Source organism: Streptomyces chumphonensis, from assembly GCF_014779715.1.
GTDB classification, from domain to species: Bacteria; Actinomycetota; Actinomycetes; order Streptomycetales; family Streptomycetaceae; genus Streptomyces; species Streptomyces chumphonensis.
The window spans coordinates 94,402-110,076 of record NZ_JACXYU010000012.1; the positions used below are offsets into that span (position 1 = coordinate 94,402).

Annotated in this window: 15 protein-coding genes; 3 read left to right on the forward strand and 12 right to left on the reverse strand. The window is 74.1% G+C overall.

Annotation, left to right across the window (positions count from 1 at the left end; genetic code table 11):
• Positions 1 to 47: 47 nt before the first annotated feature.
• Positions 48 to 545, reverse strand: coding sequence for an Lrp/AsnC family transcriptional regulator (locus tag IF129_RS20315; protein ID WP_191211184.1), 498 nt, complete (start codon positions 543 to 545; stop codon positions 48 to 50).
• 59 nt (positions 546 to 604) lie between these two features.
• Between IF129_RS20315 and IF129_RS20320 the strand changes: the two genes are divergently transcribed.
• The gene (locus IF129_RS20320; RefSeq protein ID WP_191211185.1) at positions 605 to 1,819 is read left to right on the forward strand and encodes a trans-sulfuration enzyme family protein; all 1,215 of its coding nucleotides are present in this window, start codon (positions 605 to 607) and stop codon (positions 1,817 to 1,819) included.
• Here the strand turns inward: IF129_RS20320 and IF129_RS20325 are convergent.
• Entirely contained in the window at positions 1,767 to 3,017 is a 1,251-nt protein-coding gene (locus IF129_RS20325) for a GNAT family N-acetyltransferase (RefSeq protein ID WP_381481227.1), read from the reverse strand. The two genes, IF129_RS20320 and IF129_RS20325, sit on opposite strands and share 53 nt — an antisense overlap.
• 714 nt (positions 3,018 to 3,731) lie before the next feature.
• Between IF129_RS20325 and IF129_RS20330 the strand changes: the two genes are divergently transcribed.
• Positions 3,732 to 3,971, forward strand: coding sequence for a chaplin (locus IF129_RS20330; RefSeq protein ID WP_191211187.1), 240 nt, complete (start codon positions 3,732 to 3,734; stop codon positions 3,969 to 3,971).
• Positions 3,972 to 4,046: 75 nt separating this feature from the next.
• Here IF129_RS20330 and IF129_RS20335 read toward each other — a convergent pair whose 3' ends face one another.
• The gene (locus IF129_RS20335; RefSeq protein WP_191211188.1) at positions 4,047 to 4,796 is read right to left on the reverse strand and encodes an SDR family oxidoreductase; all 750 of its coding nucleotides are present in this window, start codon (positions 4,794 to 4,796) and stop codon (positions 4,047 to 4,049) included.
• Positions 4,797 to 5,060: 264 nt separating this feature from the next.
• On the opposite strand from IF129_RS20335, the gene IF129_RS20340 reads away from it, so the two are divergent.
• Entirely contained in the window at positions 5,061 to 5,792 is a 732-nt protein-coding gene (locus IF129_RS20340) for a GntR family transcriptional regulator (RefSeq protein ID WP_191211189.1), read from the forward strand.
• A 58-nt stretch (positions 5,793 to 5,850) separates the two neighbouring features.
• On the opposite strand, the gene IF129_RS20345 is transcribed toward IF129_RS20340, so the two are convergent.
• The 9 genes from IF129_RS20345 to bioB form a co-directional block, all read right to left on the reverse strand.
• Complete coding sequence (locus IF129_RS20345) at positions 5,851 to 6,999, reverse strand: ROK family protein (protein ID WP_191211190.1); 1,149 nt, start codon at positions 6,997 to 6,999, stop codon at positions 5,851 to 5,853.
• Positions 7,000 to 7,094: 95 nt separating this feature from the next.
• The gene (locus IF129_RS20350; RefSeq protein WP_191211191.1) at positions 7,095 to 7,385 is read right to left on the reverse strand and encodes a hypothetical protein; all 291 of its coding nucleotides are present in this window, start codon (positions 7,383 to 7,385) and stop codon (positions 7,095 to 7,097) included.
• A 52-nt stretch (positions 7,386 to 7,437) separates the two neighbouring features.
• The gene (gene purB, locus IF129_RS20355; RefSeq protein ID WP_191211192.1) at positions 7,438 to 8,868 is read right to left on the reverse strand and encodes an adenylosuccinate lyase; all 1,431 of its coding nucleotides are present in this window, start codon (positions 8,866 to 8,868) and stop codon (positions 7,438 to 7,440) included.
• A gap of 11 nt (positions 8,869 to 8,879) precedes the next feature.
• Positions 8,880 to 9,662, reverse strand: coding sequence for an SGNH/GDSL hydrolase family protein (locus IF129_RS20360; protein ID WP_191211193.1), 783 nt, complete (start codon positions 9,660 to 9,662; stop codon positions 8,880 to 8,882).
• Between the two features lie 94 nt (positions 9,663 to 9,756).
• Positions 9,757 to 10,776 (reverse strand): hemolysin family protein, encoded by a 1,020-nt coding sequence (locus tag IF129_RS20365; RefSeq protein ID WP_191211194.1) that lies wholly within the window; start codon positions 10,774 to 10,776, stop codon positions 9,757 to 9,759.
• Positions 10,773 to 12,128 carry a hemolysin family protein gene (locus IF129_RS20370; protein ID WP_191211195.1) on the reverse strand — a complete coding sequence of 452 codons (1,356 nt, stop codon included), beginning with the start codon at positions 12,126 to 12,128 and terminating at the stop codon, positions 10,773 to 10,775. Before IF129_RS20370 ends, IF129_RS20365 begins: the two co-directional genes overlap by 4 nt.
• Before the next feature lie 237 nt (positions 12,129 to 12,365).
• Entirely contained in the window at positions 12,366 to 13,070 is a 705-nt protein-coding gene (gene bioD / locus IF129_RS20375) for a dethiobiotin synthase (protein ID WP_398849833.1), read from the reverse strand.
• A 2-nt stretch (positions 13,071 to 13,072) separates the two neighbouring features.
• Complete coding sequence (locus tag IF129_RS20380) at positions 13,073 to 14,386, reverse strand: adenosylmethionine--8-amino-7-oxononanoate transaminase (RefSeq protein WP_191211197.1); 1,314 nt, start codon at positions 14,384 to 14,386, stop codon at positions 13,073 to 13,075.
• A complete protein-coding gene (bioB, locus tag IF129_RS20385; protein ID WP_191211198.1) occupies positions 14,379 to 15,602 on the reverse strand; it encodes a biotin synthase BioB in 1,224 nt (407 codons plus the stop codon). Before bioB ends, IF129_RS20380 begins: the two co-directional genes overlap by 8 nt.
• Positions 15,603 to 15,675 lie beyond the last annotated feature (73 nt).

The following is a 15,675-nucleotide window of genomic DNA, read 5'->3' on the forward strand; positions in this document are numbered from 1 at the left end:
CGTCACCAGGTTCACGGGCCGATCCGGCCGCCGGTGTCCGGCGGCGCTCAGCCCGCCGGGCCGGGCCCGGGCTCCTGCGGCGGGAGCAGCGGCCCGCAGGACCAGTGCTGGAAGATCAGACGCGTCTCCACCCGGGCCACCTCCTTGCGCGAGGTGAACTCGTCGAGCACGAGGCGCTGGAGGTCGGCCGTGCCGGTGACGGCCACGTGCACCAGGTAGTCGTCGGGCCCGGTCAGGTGGAACAGGGAACGGGACTCGGGCAGGGCACGGACACGCTCCACGAAGGGGTCGATGAGGTCCCTGCGGTGCGGACGCACCTGCACCAGCAGGAGCGCCTCGACCGAGCGGCCGAGCTTCGCCGGGTCCAGACGCAGTTCGTGGCCCAGGATCAGACCGCTCCGCCGCAGTCGCGTCACCCGGTCCAGGCAGGTCGACGGGGCGAGTCCCACGGCGGCGGCGAGATCGCGGTACGTCGTCCGGGCATCGTTCTGAAGGAGCCGCAGAATCTCCAGATCGACCGGATCTAGTCGCACGGATTCGGTCATCGGCCGAACGTAGCACGGTGCCTTTCCGCTACGGACCGGTAGCTGTTCAGCATGCACGCATGGACACGACACCTTCCGCGTCGGGCACCCCCGACGCCCAGGCCCCCTACCGCACCACCGGGGCCCTGGCCACGCACGCCGTGCACGCCGGGCGCGAGGACCTCGCCGCCCTCGGCCTGCACGCCGCTCCGCTGGACCTGTCCACGACCTACCCCAGCTCCGACAGCCGGGGCGAGGGCCTGCGGCTGGACGAGTTCGCGGCCACCGGGGCGCAGCTGGAGGGTCCGCCCGTGTACGCCCGGCTGGACAACCCCACCGTCGGCCGTTTCGAGCAGGCACTCGCCCGGCTTGAGGGCACCGAGTCGGCCGTCGCCTTCGCCAGTGGCATGGCCGCCCTCACGGCGGTCCTGCTGGCCCGTTCGGCCGCCGGACTGCGCCACGTCGTCGCCGTCCGGCCGCTGTACGGCTGCAGCGACCACCTGCTGAGCGGCGGACTGCTGGGCACCGAGGTCACCTGGACCGACCCGGAGGGCATCGCCGACGCCGTCCGCCCCGACACCGCGCTGGTCATGGTGGAGACCCCCGCCAATCCCACGCTGGCCGAAGTGGACCTCGACGCGGTCGCACGCGCCTGCGGCCGGGTGCCGCTGCTCGTCGACAACACCTTCGCCACCCCCGTGCTCCAGCGCCCCCGGGAGCACGGGGCCCGGTTCGTGCTGCACAGCGCGACGAAGTACCTGGGCGGGCACGGGGACGTCCTCGGCGGCGTCGTCGCCTGCGACGAGGAGTTCGCCCGTGACCTGCGCCGCATCCGCTTCGCCACCGGCGGGGTGCTGCACCCGCTGGCGGGCTATCTGCTGCTGCGCGGGCTGTCCACCCTGCCCGTGCGGGTCAAGGAGCAGTCGGCGACGGCCGCGGAACTGGTGCGCCGCCTGGCCGCCGATCCCCGGGTGACGGCCGTGCACTACCCCCGGCTGGGCGGCGCGATGGTGGCCTTCGAGGTACGCGACGATCCGCACGAGGTGATCTCCGGCGTACGTCTCATCACCCCGGCCGTCAGCCTCGGCAGCGTCGACACGCTCATCCAGCACCCCGGATCGATCAGCCACCGCATCGTGGCGGCCGGGGACCGTGCGGCCGGTGGGATCAGCGAGAAGCTCCTGCGCATGTCCGTGGGCCTGGAGGACGTCGAGGACCTGTGGCAGGACCTCGACCTCGCGCTCAGCGGCCTTCGGCCCCGGCCGGAGCCGCGACGGGAGACAGCGGTGCGCTGATCACCATGGTGCCCTCCTCGATCTGGTAGTCCAGCGGCAGGCCGAGACCGCGCATGGCGGCGACCATGCCGGTGTTGGCCGACCGGGTCACGGCGTAGACGCTCTCGTACCCCGCCTCGACCGCCATCCGCACCAAACGGCCGAGCAGCTCGCCGCCGATCCCGCGGTGCTGCCAGTCGTCCTCGACGAGGAGGGCCACCTCGGCCTCGTCGCCGTCCCACAGCAGGTGTCCGAGCGCCACGAGCCGCCCGGAGGCCGTCTCCACCGCGAGGGTCCGACCGAAACGGGGCGACAGGAGGTGGGCCAGATAGCGGTCGGCGTCACGTACCGGTCCGTGGTAGCGCAGCCGCAGCGTGTCCTCCGAGCAGCGCTCGTGCATCGCCACCGCCGCCTCCAGGTCGCCGGTGTCGGCCCGGCGGACGGTGATGGCGTTGCCCTCGGGGAGGGTCAGGACGTCGCGGCGGCGCGGCACCCGCTGCCCGAGCCGCGCGTCGAGTTCCACCAGGGCCCGGGCACGCGCGAACTCGGTGGGGGTGAAGGGGAGCTGCGGTCGCTCCACCACGATGGCGCCGCCCGACGGGTCGGGCAGCCGCAGGACCGTCTCCTCCAGGACCCCTTCCGGCGGGACCGGTTCGCTCATCGGCTTCCCGCTCAGGGAGAGCGCCGGGACCGAGCGGATCGTGCAGCGGCCGAGCATCGCGCGCAGGGCCAGGGGGAGCTCGGCGGTGTCCAGCGCCGTGCGGGTGGCCACGGCCAGCACCCTGGTGGGCACGTCGACGAGTTCGTGGGCGTCCGCCCGCTCCAGCCAGGTGTCCCGTCCGCCGCCCGCCACCGCGAGGGCGAGGAGGCGGTTCTTCTCCAGCGCCGCCGGGGCACGGAGCATGAACTCGTCCACGGTCGCCGACTCGCCCAAGGGATGCGTCTGCAGAGCCAGGATGTCGACCTCGGCCTCGGCGAGCGCGGCGCACAGGGCCGCGAGCGCCCCGGGACGCTCGGGAACCGTCGTCCGCATCCGCCACAGCACCGGCGGGGGCGCGCTCGGACGCGCGTCTCCCTCCGCCGCCGCGGCGGTGCCCGTATCCGGGCCCGCTCCGGGGGGCCGTACGCCCTGCCTTCGGCGGCGCGGCCACCACCCGGTGCGCCGGTGAGGCCCGCGCCAGGTGGCCGGGGCGGTGGGGACGTTCGACGCTTCAGACATGCGGTCATCCTCGGGGACGGGTGTTGCCTCGTCACGAACGTTCTGTGACCGGTGGGTTAAGGATGGTTCTGTCGGTTTGGCAGTCATTTTCGTCATTTCAGCCGTTCCGGCGTGCGGGCTCCGGGTGGCCGGTCGGGCCACCCGCGCGGGTCGGCGGTCCGGCCGCCTCGGCGTTCCCACCAACGCCCGGCGGCGTTCGTGCGTTCCGTGCGTGGCCGGTGCGGCCGGCCGTCCCGCTCCGCGGTCGAGCCGGGCCGCACGGCGGGGGTGCGCCCCACGGATATCCGACTCGTTGCCGAATCGTAATGCGCTCGGGGTGTGGAAGGAACAGCATCATCAGCCATGCAGTGGCCGATGATGACGCACTGTCAGTGATCGTGTACGCGCGCAGCTCGGCGCGTGCCCGGGCCGGTGCGCCAGTGCCGGGCCCGTGAGGGGTCGAAGCGCTGGTCGGCCGCGCGTCGCGAGGGCCCGGAGCCGCCGGGGAATTCACCCCCCGGGCCCATCGGTGGATGCCACCCACGGGGCACCGGTGACCGCCGAACGGCCCAATCCGCCACGTTCACGGGCTCCCTGCGATATGCCGATTGCTCATTTCGAGTGAATATGCGGCCTGCTGCCTGTCCGGAACCGGACGTAGCGCGAGGCAGCCGTGACGCTCGGCGGTGGGCCGAGGGCTCACGGCCTGCCTCCCCCTACCGAAGGAGAACTCTCATGCGACGCATGGCGAAGACCGCGGCACTGCTCGCGGCGGCCACCGCCGTCATCCTCGCCGGCGCGGGCACCGCCTCCGCCGACGCCGATGCCCAGGGTGCCGCCATCGGCTCCCCGGGCGTCCTGTCGGGCAACGTCGTCCAGGTCCCGATCCACGTACCGGTCAACGTCTGCGGCAACAGCGTCGGTGTCATCGCGGCCCTCAACGGGACCGCCGGCAACGTCTGCGTCAACGACTGAGTCCTGCGGCGACCCGGCGCCGGGGCTCCCCGCCACCGTCGGGGGAGTGCCGGCGCCGCGCCCGGTCGCCCCTCCTCACAGGCCGCCGGCGACCCGCAGTACGGCTCCCGTGGTGTAGGAAGCCTCGGACGACAGCAGCCAGGCGACCGCTCCGGCGACCTCCTCGGGCTCCCCGGGGCGGCGCATGGGCACCCGCTCGGGATGCCGCCACGGCCGCCCAGGGTCGCCCATGGCCGCGTGGATGTCGGTCGTGATCATCCCCGGCTGCACCGCGTTGACGCGGACCCCCTCCTCGGCCAGTTCCTTCGACAGGCCCACCGTCAGGGCGTCGAGTGCGGCCTTGCTCGCCGCGTAGTGCACGTACTCGCCCGGGCCGCCCAGCGTCGCCGCAGCCGAGGAGACGTTGACGACGGCGCCGCCCCGGCCACCGTGCCGCCGCGACATGGCCAGGACCGCACGCCGGGCGCAGTACAGGGCTCCGAGCACGTTGACGTCGATGACGCGGCGCATGTCGGCGGTGGAGGTCTCGGTGAGGCGCCCCAGGGGTCCGGTGACACCGGCGTTGTTGACCAGACCCGTCACGGGCCCCAGTTCCCGGGTCACCGTGTCGAAGAAGGCGTCGACCTGCGTCTCGTCGCTGGTGTCCACCCGTACCGCCACGGCCCGCGCGCCGCTTGCCCGGACCCCGGCCACCGTCCGCTCGGCGGCCTCCCGGTCCCGCACGTAGCCGACGCCGACATCGTGGCCGTCGGCGGCCAGCCTTCGTGCGACCGAGGCCCCGATTCCCCGGCTGCCGCCGGTGACCACGGTGACCCGTCGCGCCATGTCTCGGCCCTTCCCGGCCCGACCCACGGGCCTTCTCCCGGCCCGTGGGGCCATTCCCAGCCCCTGGGGCCCTTCCCGGCCCGTGGGCCGCGGCAATCGCCGACCGGTGACGCTACCCCACCCCGGCGCCCCGCGGGCACGGAGGGCCGGGATTGGTCTTGACCAAGGCGGAGCGCGGCCGTAGTGTCACCAGGCATACGCAACAAGCTTTAATAAATAACCGCGTGAAAATCCCATGGGGACACGGCGATTGCGGAGGCAAGGGTGGGGACCACACAGGTGGACACGGTGCCGGAGCCGAAGTACTGGCACCTCAAGACAGTGCTGTCCGAAGCCCTCGACACCGAGTTCGCCGTCGGGCAGGTGCTGCCCAACGAGCGGGACCTGGCCGCCCGCTACGGAGTCGCCAGGGCCACCCTCCGGCAGGCCCTCGAACAGCTTGAGCTGGAAGGGCGGCTGCAGCGCCGGCGCGGCGTGGGCACCACCGTCGCGCCTCCGCGCATGGGGGTGGACGTCGCCACCGATCCCGGCGGCTGGCCGGGTACGGCCGAGGACGCCTGGCGGGTCGAGGACTGCTCCCTCGCGGCGCCGCCCGCCGCCGTCGCCCGGCTGCTGGCCGACCATCCGCCGGGCCCCTGCCATGTGCTGCGACGCGTCCGCAGCGAGCGCGGACAGCATGTGGCGACCGAGGTCCTCTACGTGCCGGGAGGCGTCACCGGAGAGGTGCCGGGCTCGGGCCCGGCCCGGGGCGGCGCCGTGCTGAGCGCCCTGCACCGGCTGGAACTCGACGGGCAGGACCGCTCGGTCGAGCTCGGCGCCGCGCGCGCGGACGACGCGCGCCGACTGGACCGGCTGCCCGGCTCCCCGGTGCTGGTCGTCACCACCCGCTATGTGGCCGGGGGGACGACGGTGGCCGTGGCGGTCGCCACGTACCGGGCCGACACCTGCCGCCTCACCTTCGGCGGCCTCCTGGATGCCGACCTGCTGGCCGGCTGACCGCGCGTCACCCCCGGGAGCGCCCCCGGCCCCGGGCCCGGAAGTGCCGGGCCCGACCTCACGCCGAAGCGGCCTCCACGGAGAACAACTGCTCCTCCACGTGGTTCAGCGCCACGCGCAACGCACCGGTGGACACCGCCGCTTCTCCGAGGACGGACAGCTCCACGCGCGGCGGGCGCAGGCAGTAGCGCTCCAGTTCCTTGCGCAGCGGCACCAGGACGCCGTCCAGCCCGGCCGCCCACCCGCCGATCACCACCAGTTCCGGATCGAGGGCCAGCACAAGCGCCGCCACGTCGTGCACGAGCCGCCTGATGTAGCGTTCCACGGCGAGCCGGGCCCGCTCGTCGCCGCTGCCCGCCGCACGGAAGACGCGGGCCACCGCCGCCTCGTCCAGCGGATGCAGCGGCTCGCCGGTCGTCGACAGGAGCCGTTCGGGGGAGTCCTCGCGGCCGAGGAGGTGCAGTGCGCCGATCTCACCGGCCGCCCCTCCGAACCCCCGGTGCAGCCGACCGCCGATCAGCGAACCGGCGCCCGGACTGAGCCCGGCCAGCACCATGACCACGTCCTCGCAGCCCCGCGCCGCACCCTGCCAGCGCTCGGCGAGCACCGCCGCGTTGGCGTCGTTCTCCACGATCACCGGGCAGCGGAACGACCTTCGGAGCCGCTCGCCCAGCGGCAGCCCGGTCCACCCCGGCAGGGCCGAGCACAGCCGCAGGCTGCCGTCCCCGCTGACGATGCCCGGCGTCCCCACGCCGACGCAGCGCAGGGTGGAGCGGGCCACCTCGCTGCGGCGCAGCAGGTCCGAGACGGCGGCCCGGACACGTTCGAGCCGTTCACCGGCGGACGCGTCCCCGGTGGTGGGCCGCTCCGCCGTGCCCACCGGACGTCCGGTCAGGTCGGACAGCACGGCGGAGACGCGGTGCGCCCCGATCTCGATGCCCAGCAGGTGGCCGGCCTCCGCGCGGAAGCGGAAGCGCCGGGCCGGCCTGCCCTGCCGCCGGGTGGCCGACACGCCGGCCGCCTCGGTGACCAGGCCGGCACCGACGAGGCCGTCGACGACCCCCTCGACCGTGGGGCGGGACAGCCCCGTCGCGCCGACCAGGTCGGTCAGGGTCGGTGACTCCTGCGCACCCCGCAGCGCCCGCAGCACGACAGCGGAGTTGATCCTGCGCAGCAGGGACGGATCCCCACCGGTGAGCCTCCCCACAGTCCGCCTCCCAGCGCCGAGTCCGTGGCCCGGATGCTATCCGTTGCCGCAGCTCACGGCGACCGGGATCGGCGTGGGACGGTCCCGGTCGGCGGTCAGGGACGACGGACGAGCCGCCCGGCCACGAGATGACCGAGGAAGAGGTAGACCACGGCGGCCAGTCCGTAGCCGCAGACGACGCGGGCCCATTCCGCGTCGAAGGTGAACAGGTCGTGGGACCAGCCCGCGAGCCACTGGGCCGCGTGCTGCACGAAGTTGACCAGGTCGTTGGCCCGGTTGGCTTCGAGCAGGTACATCAGGATCCACAGGCCCAGCACGAAGGCGAAAAGGTCCGCCACCAGTGCGATGATCCGTGCGGCGCTCAGGTACGTTCGTCGTGTGGACATGACAGCCTGCTTGCCGCTCGCGGGCGGCTGAAACCCGCCGGTTCCCCGGCTTTCAGAGGATGGCACCCGGCGTGTAGGCGGCGGCCTCCGGGTGGGCCCGGGTGACCTCCTCGACGCGCGCGACGACGGCCGCGACCTGCTCACCGGCCGCACCCGTGAACGCCAGCCGGTCCGCCATCAGCTCCGTGAGGCCCGCCCGGTCCAGCGGAATGCGGGCGTCGTCGGCGAGCCGGTCCAGCAGCTCGTTGCGCTCTCCACCGGCCCGCAGCGCCAGGGCCGACGCCACGGCGTGCTCCTTGATCGCCTCGTGCGCCGTCTCCCGGCCCACCCCGGCCCGCACGGCCGCCATGAGCACCTTGGTCGTGGCCAGGAAGGGCAGGTACCGGTCCAGCTCCCGCGCCACGACGGCGGGGAAGGCGCCGAACTCGTCGAGCACGGTCAGGAACGTCTCCAGCATCCCGTCGAGGGCGAAGAAGGCGTCCGGCAGCGCGACCCGCCGCACCACCGAGCAGGACACGTCACCCTCGTTCCACTGGTCACCGGCCAGCTCACCGGCCATGGAGGCGTAACCGCGCAGGACGACCGCCAGGCCGTTCACGCGCTCGCACGAGCGCGTGTTCATCTTGTGCGGCATCGCGGAGGAGCCGACCTGGCCCTCCTTGAAGCCCTCCGTCACCAGTTCCTGGCCCGCCATCAGCCGGATCGTCTTCGCCAGCGAGGACGGTGCCGAGGCGAGCTGCACCAGCGCGCTGACGACGTCGTAGTCCAGCGAGCGGGGATAGACCTGCCCGACCGAGGTGAGGCCGCGCGCGAAGCCGAGGTGGGCCGCGACGCGCTCCTCCAGCTCCGACAGCTTCGCCGCGTCCCCGCCCAGCAGATCCAGCATGTCCTGCGACGTGCCGACGGGCCCCTTGACGCCGCGCAGGGGGTAGCGCCCCAGCAGGTCCTCCAGCCGGGCGAAGGCGACGAGCAGCTCGTCGGCCGCCGACGCGAACCGCTTGCCGAGCGTGGTGGCCTGCGCCGCCACGTTGTGCGAACGCCCGGTCACCACCAGCGCCGCGTGCTCGCCGGCGAGCGTACCCAGCCGGGCCAGGAGCGCCACCGTGCGGTCGCGGACCAGCTCCAGCGACAACCGGATCTGGAGCTGCTCGACGTTCTCCGTGAGGTCGCGCGAGGTCATGCCCTTGTGCACCTGCTCGTGACCGGCCAGCGCGTTGAACTCCTCGATCCGCGCCTTCACGTCGTGCCGGGTCACCTGCTCGCGGCGGGCGATCGAGGCGAGGTCGACGTTCTCCAGGACCCGCTCGTAGTCCTCGGGGGCGCCGTCCGGGACGTCGATGCCCAGGTCCTTCTGGGCCCGCAGCACCGCCAGCCACAGGCGGCGCTCCAAGGTCACCTTGTACTCCGGGGACCACAGGACGGCCAGCTCGGCGGAGGCGTAGCGGCCTGCGAGGACGTTCGGGATGCGCGGCTTGTCAGTCACGCTGCCGGATTCTACGGGGTGTCCTCGCAGGCCAGCGGCGCCAGGTCGGGACGTTTGGGCAGGAGGCCGTCGCCGGAGGACCGGCCGGTCAGCCGCCGCCCGATCCAGGGAGCGAGGTGCCGGCGCGCGAACCGGAGGTCGGCCCGGCGCCGCACGAGCCACCCCGGCGGCACCGCGCTCGGCAGGGGGGCGTCCCAGTCGTCCTCGGCCGGGTGGCCCAGCCGCTGCCAGACGGCCTCCGCCACCCGGTGGTGGCCCTGCGCCGTCAGGTGCAGGCGGTCGTCCGCCCACAGCCGCGGATCGCTGAGCGTCCGCGCCCCGTACAGATCCACGACGAGCGCGCCGTGCCGGGAGCCGAGCTGGTCGACGAAGGAGAAGAGCTCCTCCATCCGGGCCCGGTAGCGTTCCAGCACCGGACCCTGCCGTCCGGGGCTGCGCATGAGGACCAGCTGCTTGCAGGCGGGCGCGAGCCGCTCGACGGACTCCTCCAGCAGCCCGCACACCCGTCCCATGTCACAGGACGGCCGCAGCACGTCGTTGAGCCCGCCCACCAGGGTGATCAGGTCGGCCTCCATCGCGGCGGCGAGCGGCACCTGCTCCGCGGCGATCTGGCCGATCAGCTTGCCCCGCACGGCGAGGTTGGCGTACCTGAACCCGTCGGTGCGCGCGGCGAGCCGGTCGGCCAGCCGGTCCGCCCAGCCCCGGTAGACGCCCCCGGGCCCCTGGTCCGACATGCCCTCGGTGAACGAGTCGCCCAGGGCGACGAAGCTGCTGATCTGCGGTGCGGTCTCCATGGCGGCGCCATCGTACCGAGCGCCCGGTCCCCGCCCGCGCGCACCCGCCCGGCCCCTTGTCCGCCGGCGCTGGGCCCGCCGGCGCTGGGCACGGTCACTCCGCCACGTCGCGCCCCATGAGCTCCCGCAGGACGTCCTCCAGCGTGATCAGTCCGACCGCCCGGCCGTCCTCGCCGATCACCGCCGCGAGGTGGGTGCCGCCGCCGCGCAGCGCACCGAGCACGTCGTCCAGCGGCGTTCCGGCCCGCACCCGGGCGATGGGCCGCAGGGCGGAGGGCGGGAACGCGGCGTCCGGCGACGGGGCGTCCAGGGCGTCCTTCACGTGCAGGTAGCCCAGCGCCCGTCCGGAGTCGTCGAGGACGGGGAAGCGCGAGTAGCCCGACTCGGCGCTCAGCCGCTCCAGTTCCTCGGCCGTGACGCCGCTCGGTGCGGTCACGACCCGCGCCGCGGGACGCACCACCTCGGCCACCGGGCGGCGGCCGAGCTCCAGGGCGTCCCGCAGCCGTGCCGTGGCCCGGTCGCCCAGCAGCCCGGCCTCGCCGGAGTCGGCCACGATGCGGGCGAGCTCGTCGTCGGAGAACGTCGACTCCACCTCGTCGCGCGGTTCCACCCGCAGGAGTTTCAGCAGGGTGTTGGCGAACGCGTTGATGGTGAACACCACCGGACGCAGGGCCCGCGTCAGCGCGGCCAGCGGCGGGCCCAGCAGCAGCGCGGTGCGGACCGGCTCCGCCAGGGCGATGTTCTTCGGCACCATCTCGCCGAACAGCATGTGCACGTAGGTCGCCAGGGTCAGCGCGACGACGAACGAGATCGTGTGGGTCAGCGCACCCGACAACCCGGCGGCCTCGAAGACCGGTTCGAGCAGGTGCTCGATCGCGGGCTCGGCGACGATGCCCAAGACCAGGGTCGTCAGCGTGATGCCCAGCTGGGCCGTGGCCATCAGCTGCGAGAGGTGTTCCAGCCCCCACAACACGCTCCTGGCCCGGCGGTCGCCGTCCTGGGCGCGTGGTTCGATCTGGCTGCGCCGGATGGAGACGAGGCTGAACTCGCCGCCGACGAAGAAGGCGTTGAGCAGGATCATCAGCGCGCCGACCAGGAGCTGGAGCAGTGTCATCCGCCGGCCTCCTCCGTCGCCGCGCGGCCCGGGCGGCGCGGCGTCATCGAGGCGGGGGCGTGCAGCCGGACGCGGGCGGCCCGCCGCCCCGCGGCGTCCGCCACCTCGAACCGCCAGCCCGCCACCTCCACCCCGTCGCCCTCGACCGGGATACGTCCCAGCTCCGTCGCGACGAGCCCGGCGAGCGTCTCGTAGGGTCCTGCCGGCAGGCGCAGCCCGATCTCCTCCACCTGGTCGGTGCGCGTCGCCCCGTCGGCGTCGTAGACGAGGCGCCCCTGCGCGTCGGTCCCGGCCGCGGCCAGCTCCGGGGCGGCCAGCGGGTCGTGCTCGTCGCGCACCTCGCCGACGACCTCCTCCAGGATGTCCTCCAGCGTCAGGACGCCGGCCGTGCCGCCGTACTCGTCGATCACGACGGCGATGCTGCGCCGCTCCGAGAGCTGGTCGAGCAGCTGGTCGGCGGGGAGTGTCCCGGGGACGAGCAGCGGCTCGGTGAGCAGCGCGTCCAGGTGCCGCTCCGTCCGCTCGGCGGGCGGCACGGCGAGGACGTCCTTGATGTGGACGACGCCCACGACGGTGTCGAGGCTCTCGCGGTAGACGGGGAAGCGGGACAGACCGGTGGCGCGCGTGGCGGTGGTCACGTCCAGCGCCGTGGCGCGGACGTCCAGCGCGTGGACCCGCACGCGCGGCGTCATCACGTTCTCGGCGGTCAGGTCGGCGAGGCGCAGGGTGCGGACGAACAGCTCCGCCGTGTCGGCCTCCAGCACTCCTTCCTTGGCGGAGTGCCGGGCCAGCGCGACCAGCTCCTGCGAGGACCGCGCCGAGGCCAGCTCCTCCGTCGGCCGCAGCCCCATCAGGCGCAGCGTGCGGTTCGCGGTGCTGTTCAGGTGACGGATGAACGGCCGGAAGGCGGCGGAGAAGAGCCGCTGGAGGGGGCCGACCCGGCGGGCCATCGCCAGCGGCGCCGAGATCGCCCAGTTCTTCGGCACCAGTTCGCCCACGACCATCAGGACCACGGTCGACAGGGCCGTGCCCAGCACCAGCGCCGTCGAGGAAGCGGCCCGCTGGGACAGCCCCACCGCCTCCACCGGCCCGGTGAGCAGGGCGGCGATCGACGGCTCGGCGAGCATGCCGATCAGCAGACTGGTCAGCGTGATGCCCAGCTGCGCGCCGGAGAGCTGGAAGGTCAGGGAGCGGACGGCCGCCAGCGCTCCCGCCGCACCCGGCTCCCGCGCGGCCGCGGACCGCTCCAGCAGACCGCGCTCCACCGTGGTGAGGGAGAACTCCGCCGCGACGAAGACGCCGCAGGCCAGCGTCAGCAGGAAGGCCGCACCCAGAAGCAGGACTTCGGTCATCGAGGCCCCCACGCCCCCTGAACACCACGGGAGGGGCACCGTGCGCGGCCCGCCGGACCGGAAGGTTCGCCCATGGCCGACGCTGCCCCCCTTCTCACCGTCGCGGGCAGGTTCTCCCAGCGTACGGGACCTCCGCGCAACGGCATCCCGGACCGTGACGGAGGCGTCGCGGCCCCTGCCCCCGTGCCGGTGAGGACGCAGCGCCGGTGAGGACGCGGCGCAGGAGCCGCCTGCGGCTCAGGGCTCGGCGTGCGGCGGTGCGAACCCCGTGCCGCCGAGCCCGGGAGCCAGCCAGCCGGGGGCGGCGGCCCGGAAGCGTTCCCCGTCCAGGGCTCCGGCACCGTGCGGCACCAGGCCCAGCAGAGGGGCGCCCGCCGCCTCGGGCAGGTCCGTCAGGTTGCACAGGGCCGCCAGGTCGGGGGCGGCCGGCCAGGAGCCGACCACGACGCCGGGGTGGCGCAGTCCGCGCGAGCGCAGCGCCTCGACCGTCAGGGCCGTGGCGTTCAGCGTGCCCAGCCCGGCGGGGGCGACCGGCAGCACCGGGGCGTCCAGCAGGCGGGCCGCGTCGGCGAGCGTCCCACCGTCCTCGTCGAACTGCACGAGCAGGCCCCCGGCGCCCTCGACGAGCACCAGGTCGTGGTCGGTGGACAGCTTCTCCGCCGCCTCGGCGACGTCCGCCGGGGGTACACCGGGCCGCCCGCTCCGGCGCGCCGCCGTCCGCGGGGCCAGCGGTTCGGGGTAGCGGGCCAGCTCCACGCCGGTCACCGACGCCCCGGCGAGCCTCCGCACCTCGGCGACGTCGCCGGGCTCCCCGGGCGCCACGCCGGTCTGGGCCGGCTTCAGCACCGCGACGCTCCGGCCGGCCGTGACCGCGCAGGCGGCGAGGGCGGCCACCGTCACCGTCTTGCCGATCTCGGTGCCCGTACCGGACACGAACAGGATCCTCACGCGCCGACCCCCGCCCGCGCCGCCGCGCACACGGCCGCACCGATGCGGGCGACGTCCTCGTCACCGGTGACGTAGGGCGGCATCGTGTAGACCATGTCGCGAAACGGCCGCAGCCAGACGCCGTGCCCGACCGCGGCCCGCGTCGCCGCCGCCACGTCCACCTCCCGGTCCAGCTGCACGACGCCGATCGCGCCCAGGACACGGACGTCCCGCACGCCGGGCGCGCCCTCGGCCGCCGCGAGCCCCTCCCGCAGCCCGGCCCCGATGCGCTTCACCTCGCCGGCCCAGTCCTGGGAGAGCAGCAGGCCGATCGAGGCGTCGGCCACGGCGGCGGCCAGCGGGTTGGCCATGAACGTCGGGCCGTGGGCCAGTACCGGAACCTCGCCCTCGGAGATGCCGCGCGCCACCTCGGTGGAGCACAGCGTCGCCGCCATCGTCAGGTAGCCGCCGGTCAGAGCCTTGCCGACGCACAGCACGTCGGGGCTGATCCCGGCGTGCTCGGACGCGAAGAAGGTCCCCGTCCGGCCGAAGCCGGTGGCGATCTCGTCGAGGATCAGCAGCACGCCGTGCTCGTCGCACGCCTCGCGCAGCACGCGCAGGTACGCGGGGGAGTGGAAGCGCATGCCGCCCGCGCCCTGCACCACGGGTTCGACGATGACGGCCGCCAGTTCGTCGGCGTGCTCGGCCACCAGCGCACGCAGCCGCCCGGCGTACTCCGGGTCCGGCGCGGCGTCGAAACCGGGCGGCGGCGCCGGGGCGAAGACCTGTCGGGGCAGCAGACCCGACCACAGGTGGTGCATGCCGCCGTCCGGATCGCACACCGACATCGGAGTCCAGGTGTCACCGTGGTACCCGCCCCGCCAGGTCAGCAGCCGCCGCTTGGCGGGCCGTCCGACCGAACGCCAGTACTGCAGGCACATCTTGACGGCCACCTCGACCGACACCGATCCGGAGTCGGCCAGGAAGACGTGCTCCAGGCCCTCCGGCGTGACGTCGACGAGCCGCTTGGCCAGCCGCACGGCGGGCTCGTGGGTGAGCCCGCCGAACATCACGTGACTGACCCGGTCCAGCTGCCCGCGGGCGGCCTCGTTGAGCACCGGGTGGTTGTAGCCGTGGACGGCCGACCACCACGACGACATGCCGTCCACCAGCTCGCGGTGCCCGGCCACCGGCTCGGCCAACCGCAGCCGCACCCCGGCCGCGGACTCGACGGCCAGCGGCGCCTCGCGGCCGGGCATCGGACCGTACGGGTGCCACACGTGCCGCCGGTCCAGGGCCAGCAGCCGGTCGGGGGTGAGCGGCTCAGGCATTGGGCGGCAGGTCGGTCCCGGCACCCCGGCGCCGGACCGCCACGAGGTCGGTGCGCGCGTCACCGGCGCCCGCCGCGCCGGCGGCCTCCGCCGCCACCGCGACCGCCTCGTCACCGGTCGCGGCGAGCCGCGCGGGCGGCTCCTCGGACGCGGAGTCGCCGCAGGGCGCGCACCCTCCGCCGGAACCGCAGCCGCCGGCCGCGAGCGCGTCGGCACGGTGCTCGGGCAGCGTCGTGGTGCCGCTGCCCTCCACCTCGAAGCCCGCGTCCGCGATCATGTCGAGGTCGGCCTTGCCCGCCTGGCCCTCGCTGGTCAGGTAGTCGCCCAGGAAGATCGAGTTCGCCAGGTGCAGGGCGAGCGGCTGGAGTGAGCGCAGGTGCACCTCACGTCCGGCGGCCAGCCGTACCTCGACGTCCGGGCACACGAACCGCACCATGGCCAGGATGCGCAGCACCCGCTGCGGCGTGAGGTGCCACTCCTTGGCCAGCGGCGTCCCCTCGAAGGGGATGAGGAAGTTCACCGGGACCGAGTCGGGGTCCAGCTCCCGCAGGGAGAAGACGACGTCCACCAGGTCGGCGTCGCTCTCGCCCATGCCCGCGATGAGCCCGGAACAGGCCGACAGGCCCGCGGCCTGCGCCTGCTGCACCGTGGAGACGCGGTCGGCGTAGGTGTGGGTCGTGGTGATGTCCGCGTAGGTGGCCTCGGAGGTGTTGAGGTTGTGGTTGTAGGCGTCCGCGCCCGCCTCCCGCAGCCGGTCGGCCTGACCGTCGGAGAGCAGGCCCAGACAGGCGCACACCTCCACGCCCTCGTGCTGCTCCTTGATGGCGGCGATGGTCTCCGACACCCGGTCCACGTCGCGGTCGGTGGGACCGCGCCCACTGGCCACCAGGCACACCCGTTTGGCGCCCCCGGCGAGCCCCGCCTGCGCGGCGGCCGCGGCCTGGTCCGGCTTGAGCCAGGTGTACTTGAGGATCTCGGCCTTCGACCCCAGCCGCTGCGAGCAGTACGAGCAGTCCTCCGGGCACAGCCCCGACTTCAGGTTCACCAGGTAGTTGAGCTTCACCCGCCGCCCGAACCAGTGGCGGCGGACTTTGCCCGCCGCGGCCACCACATCGAGCAGTTCGTCGTCTGAGGTCGCCAGCACGGCGAGCGCTTCCCCGCGCGTCGGCAGCTCGCGCCGCAGCCCCTTGTCCACCAGCGTGTTCAGCAGGTCCATGGCGCGCATCCTCGCTCACCGACAAGCCCCGGGCCAAGGCGGGATGGCACAACGGCGGCCGATCGGGGTGTGT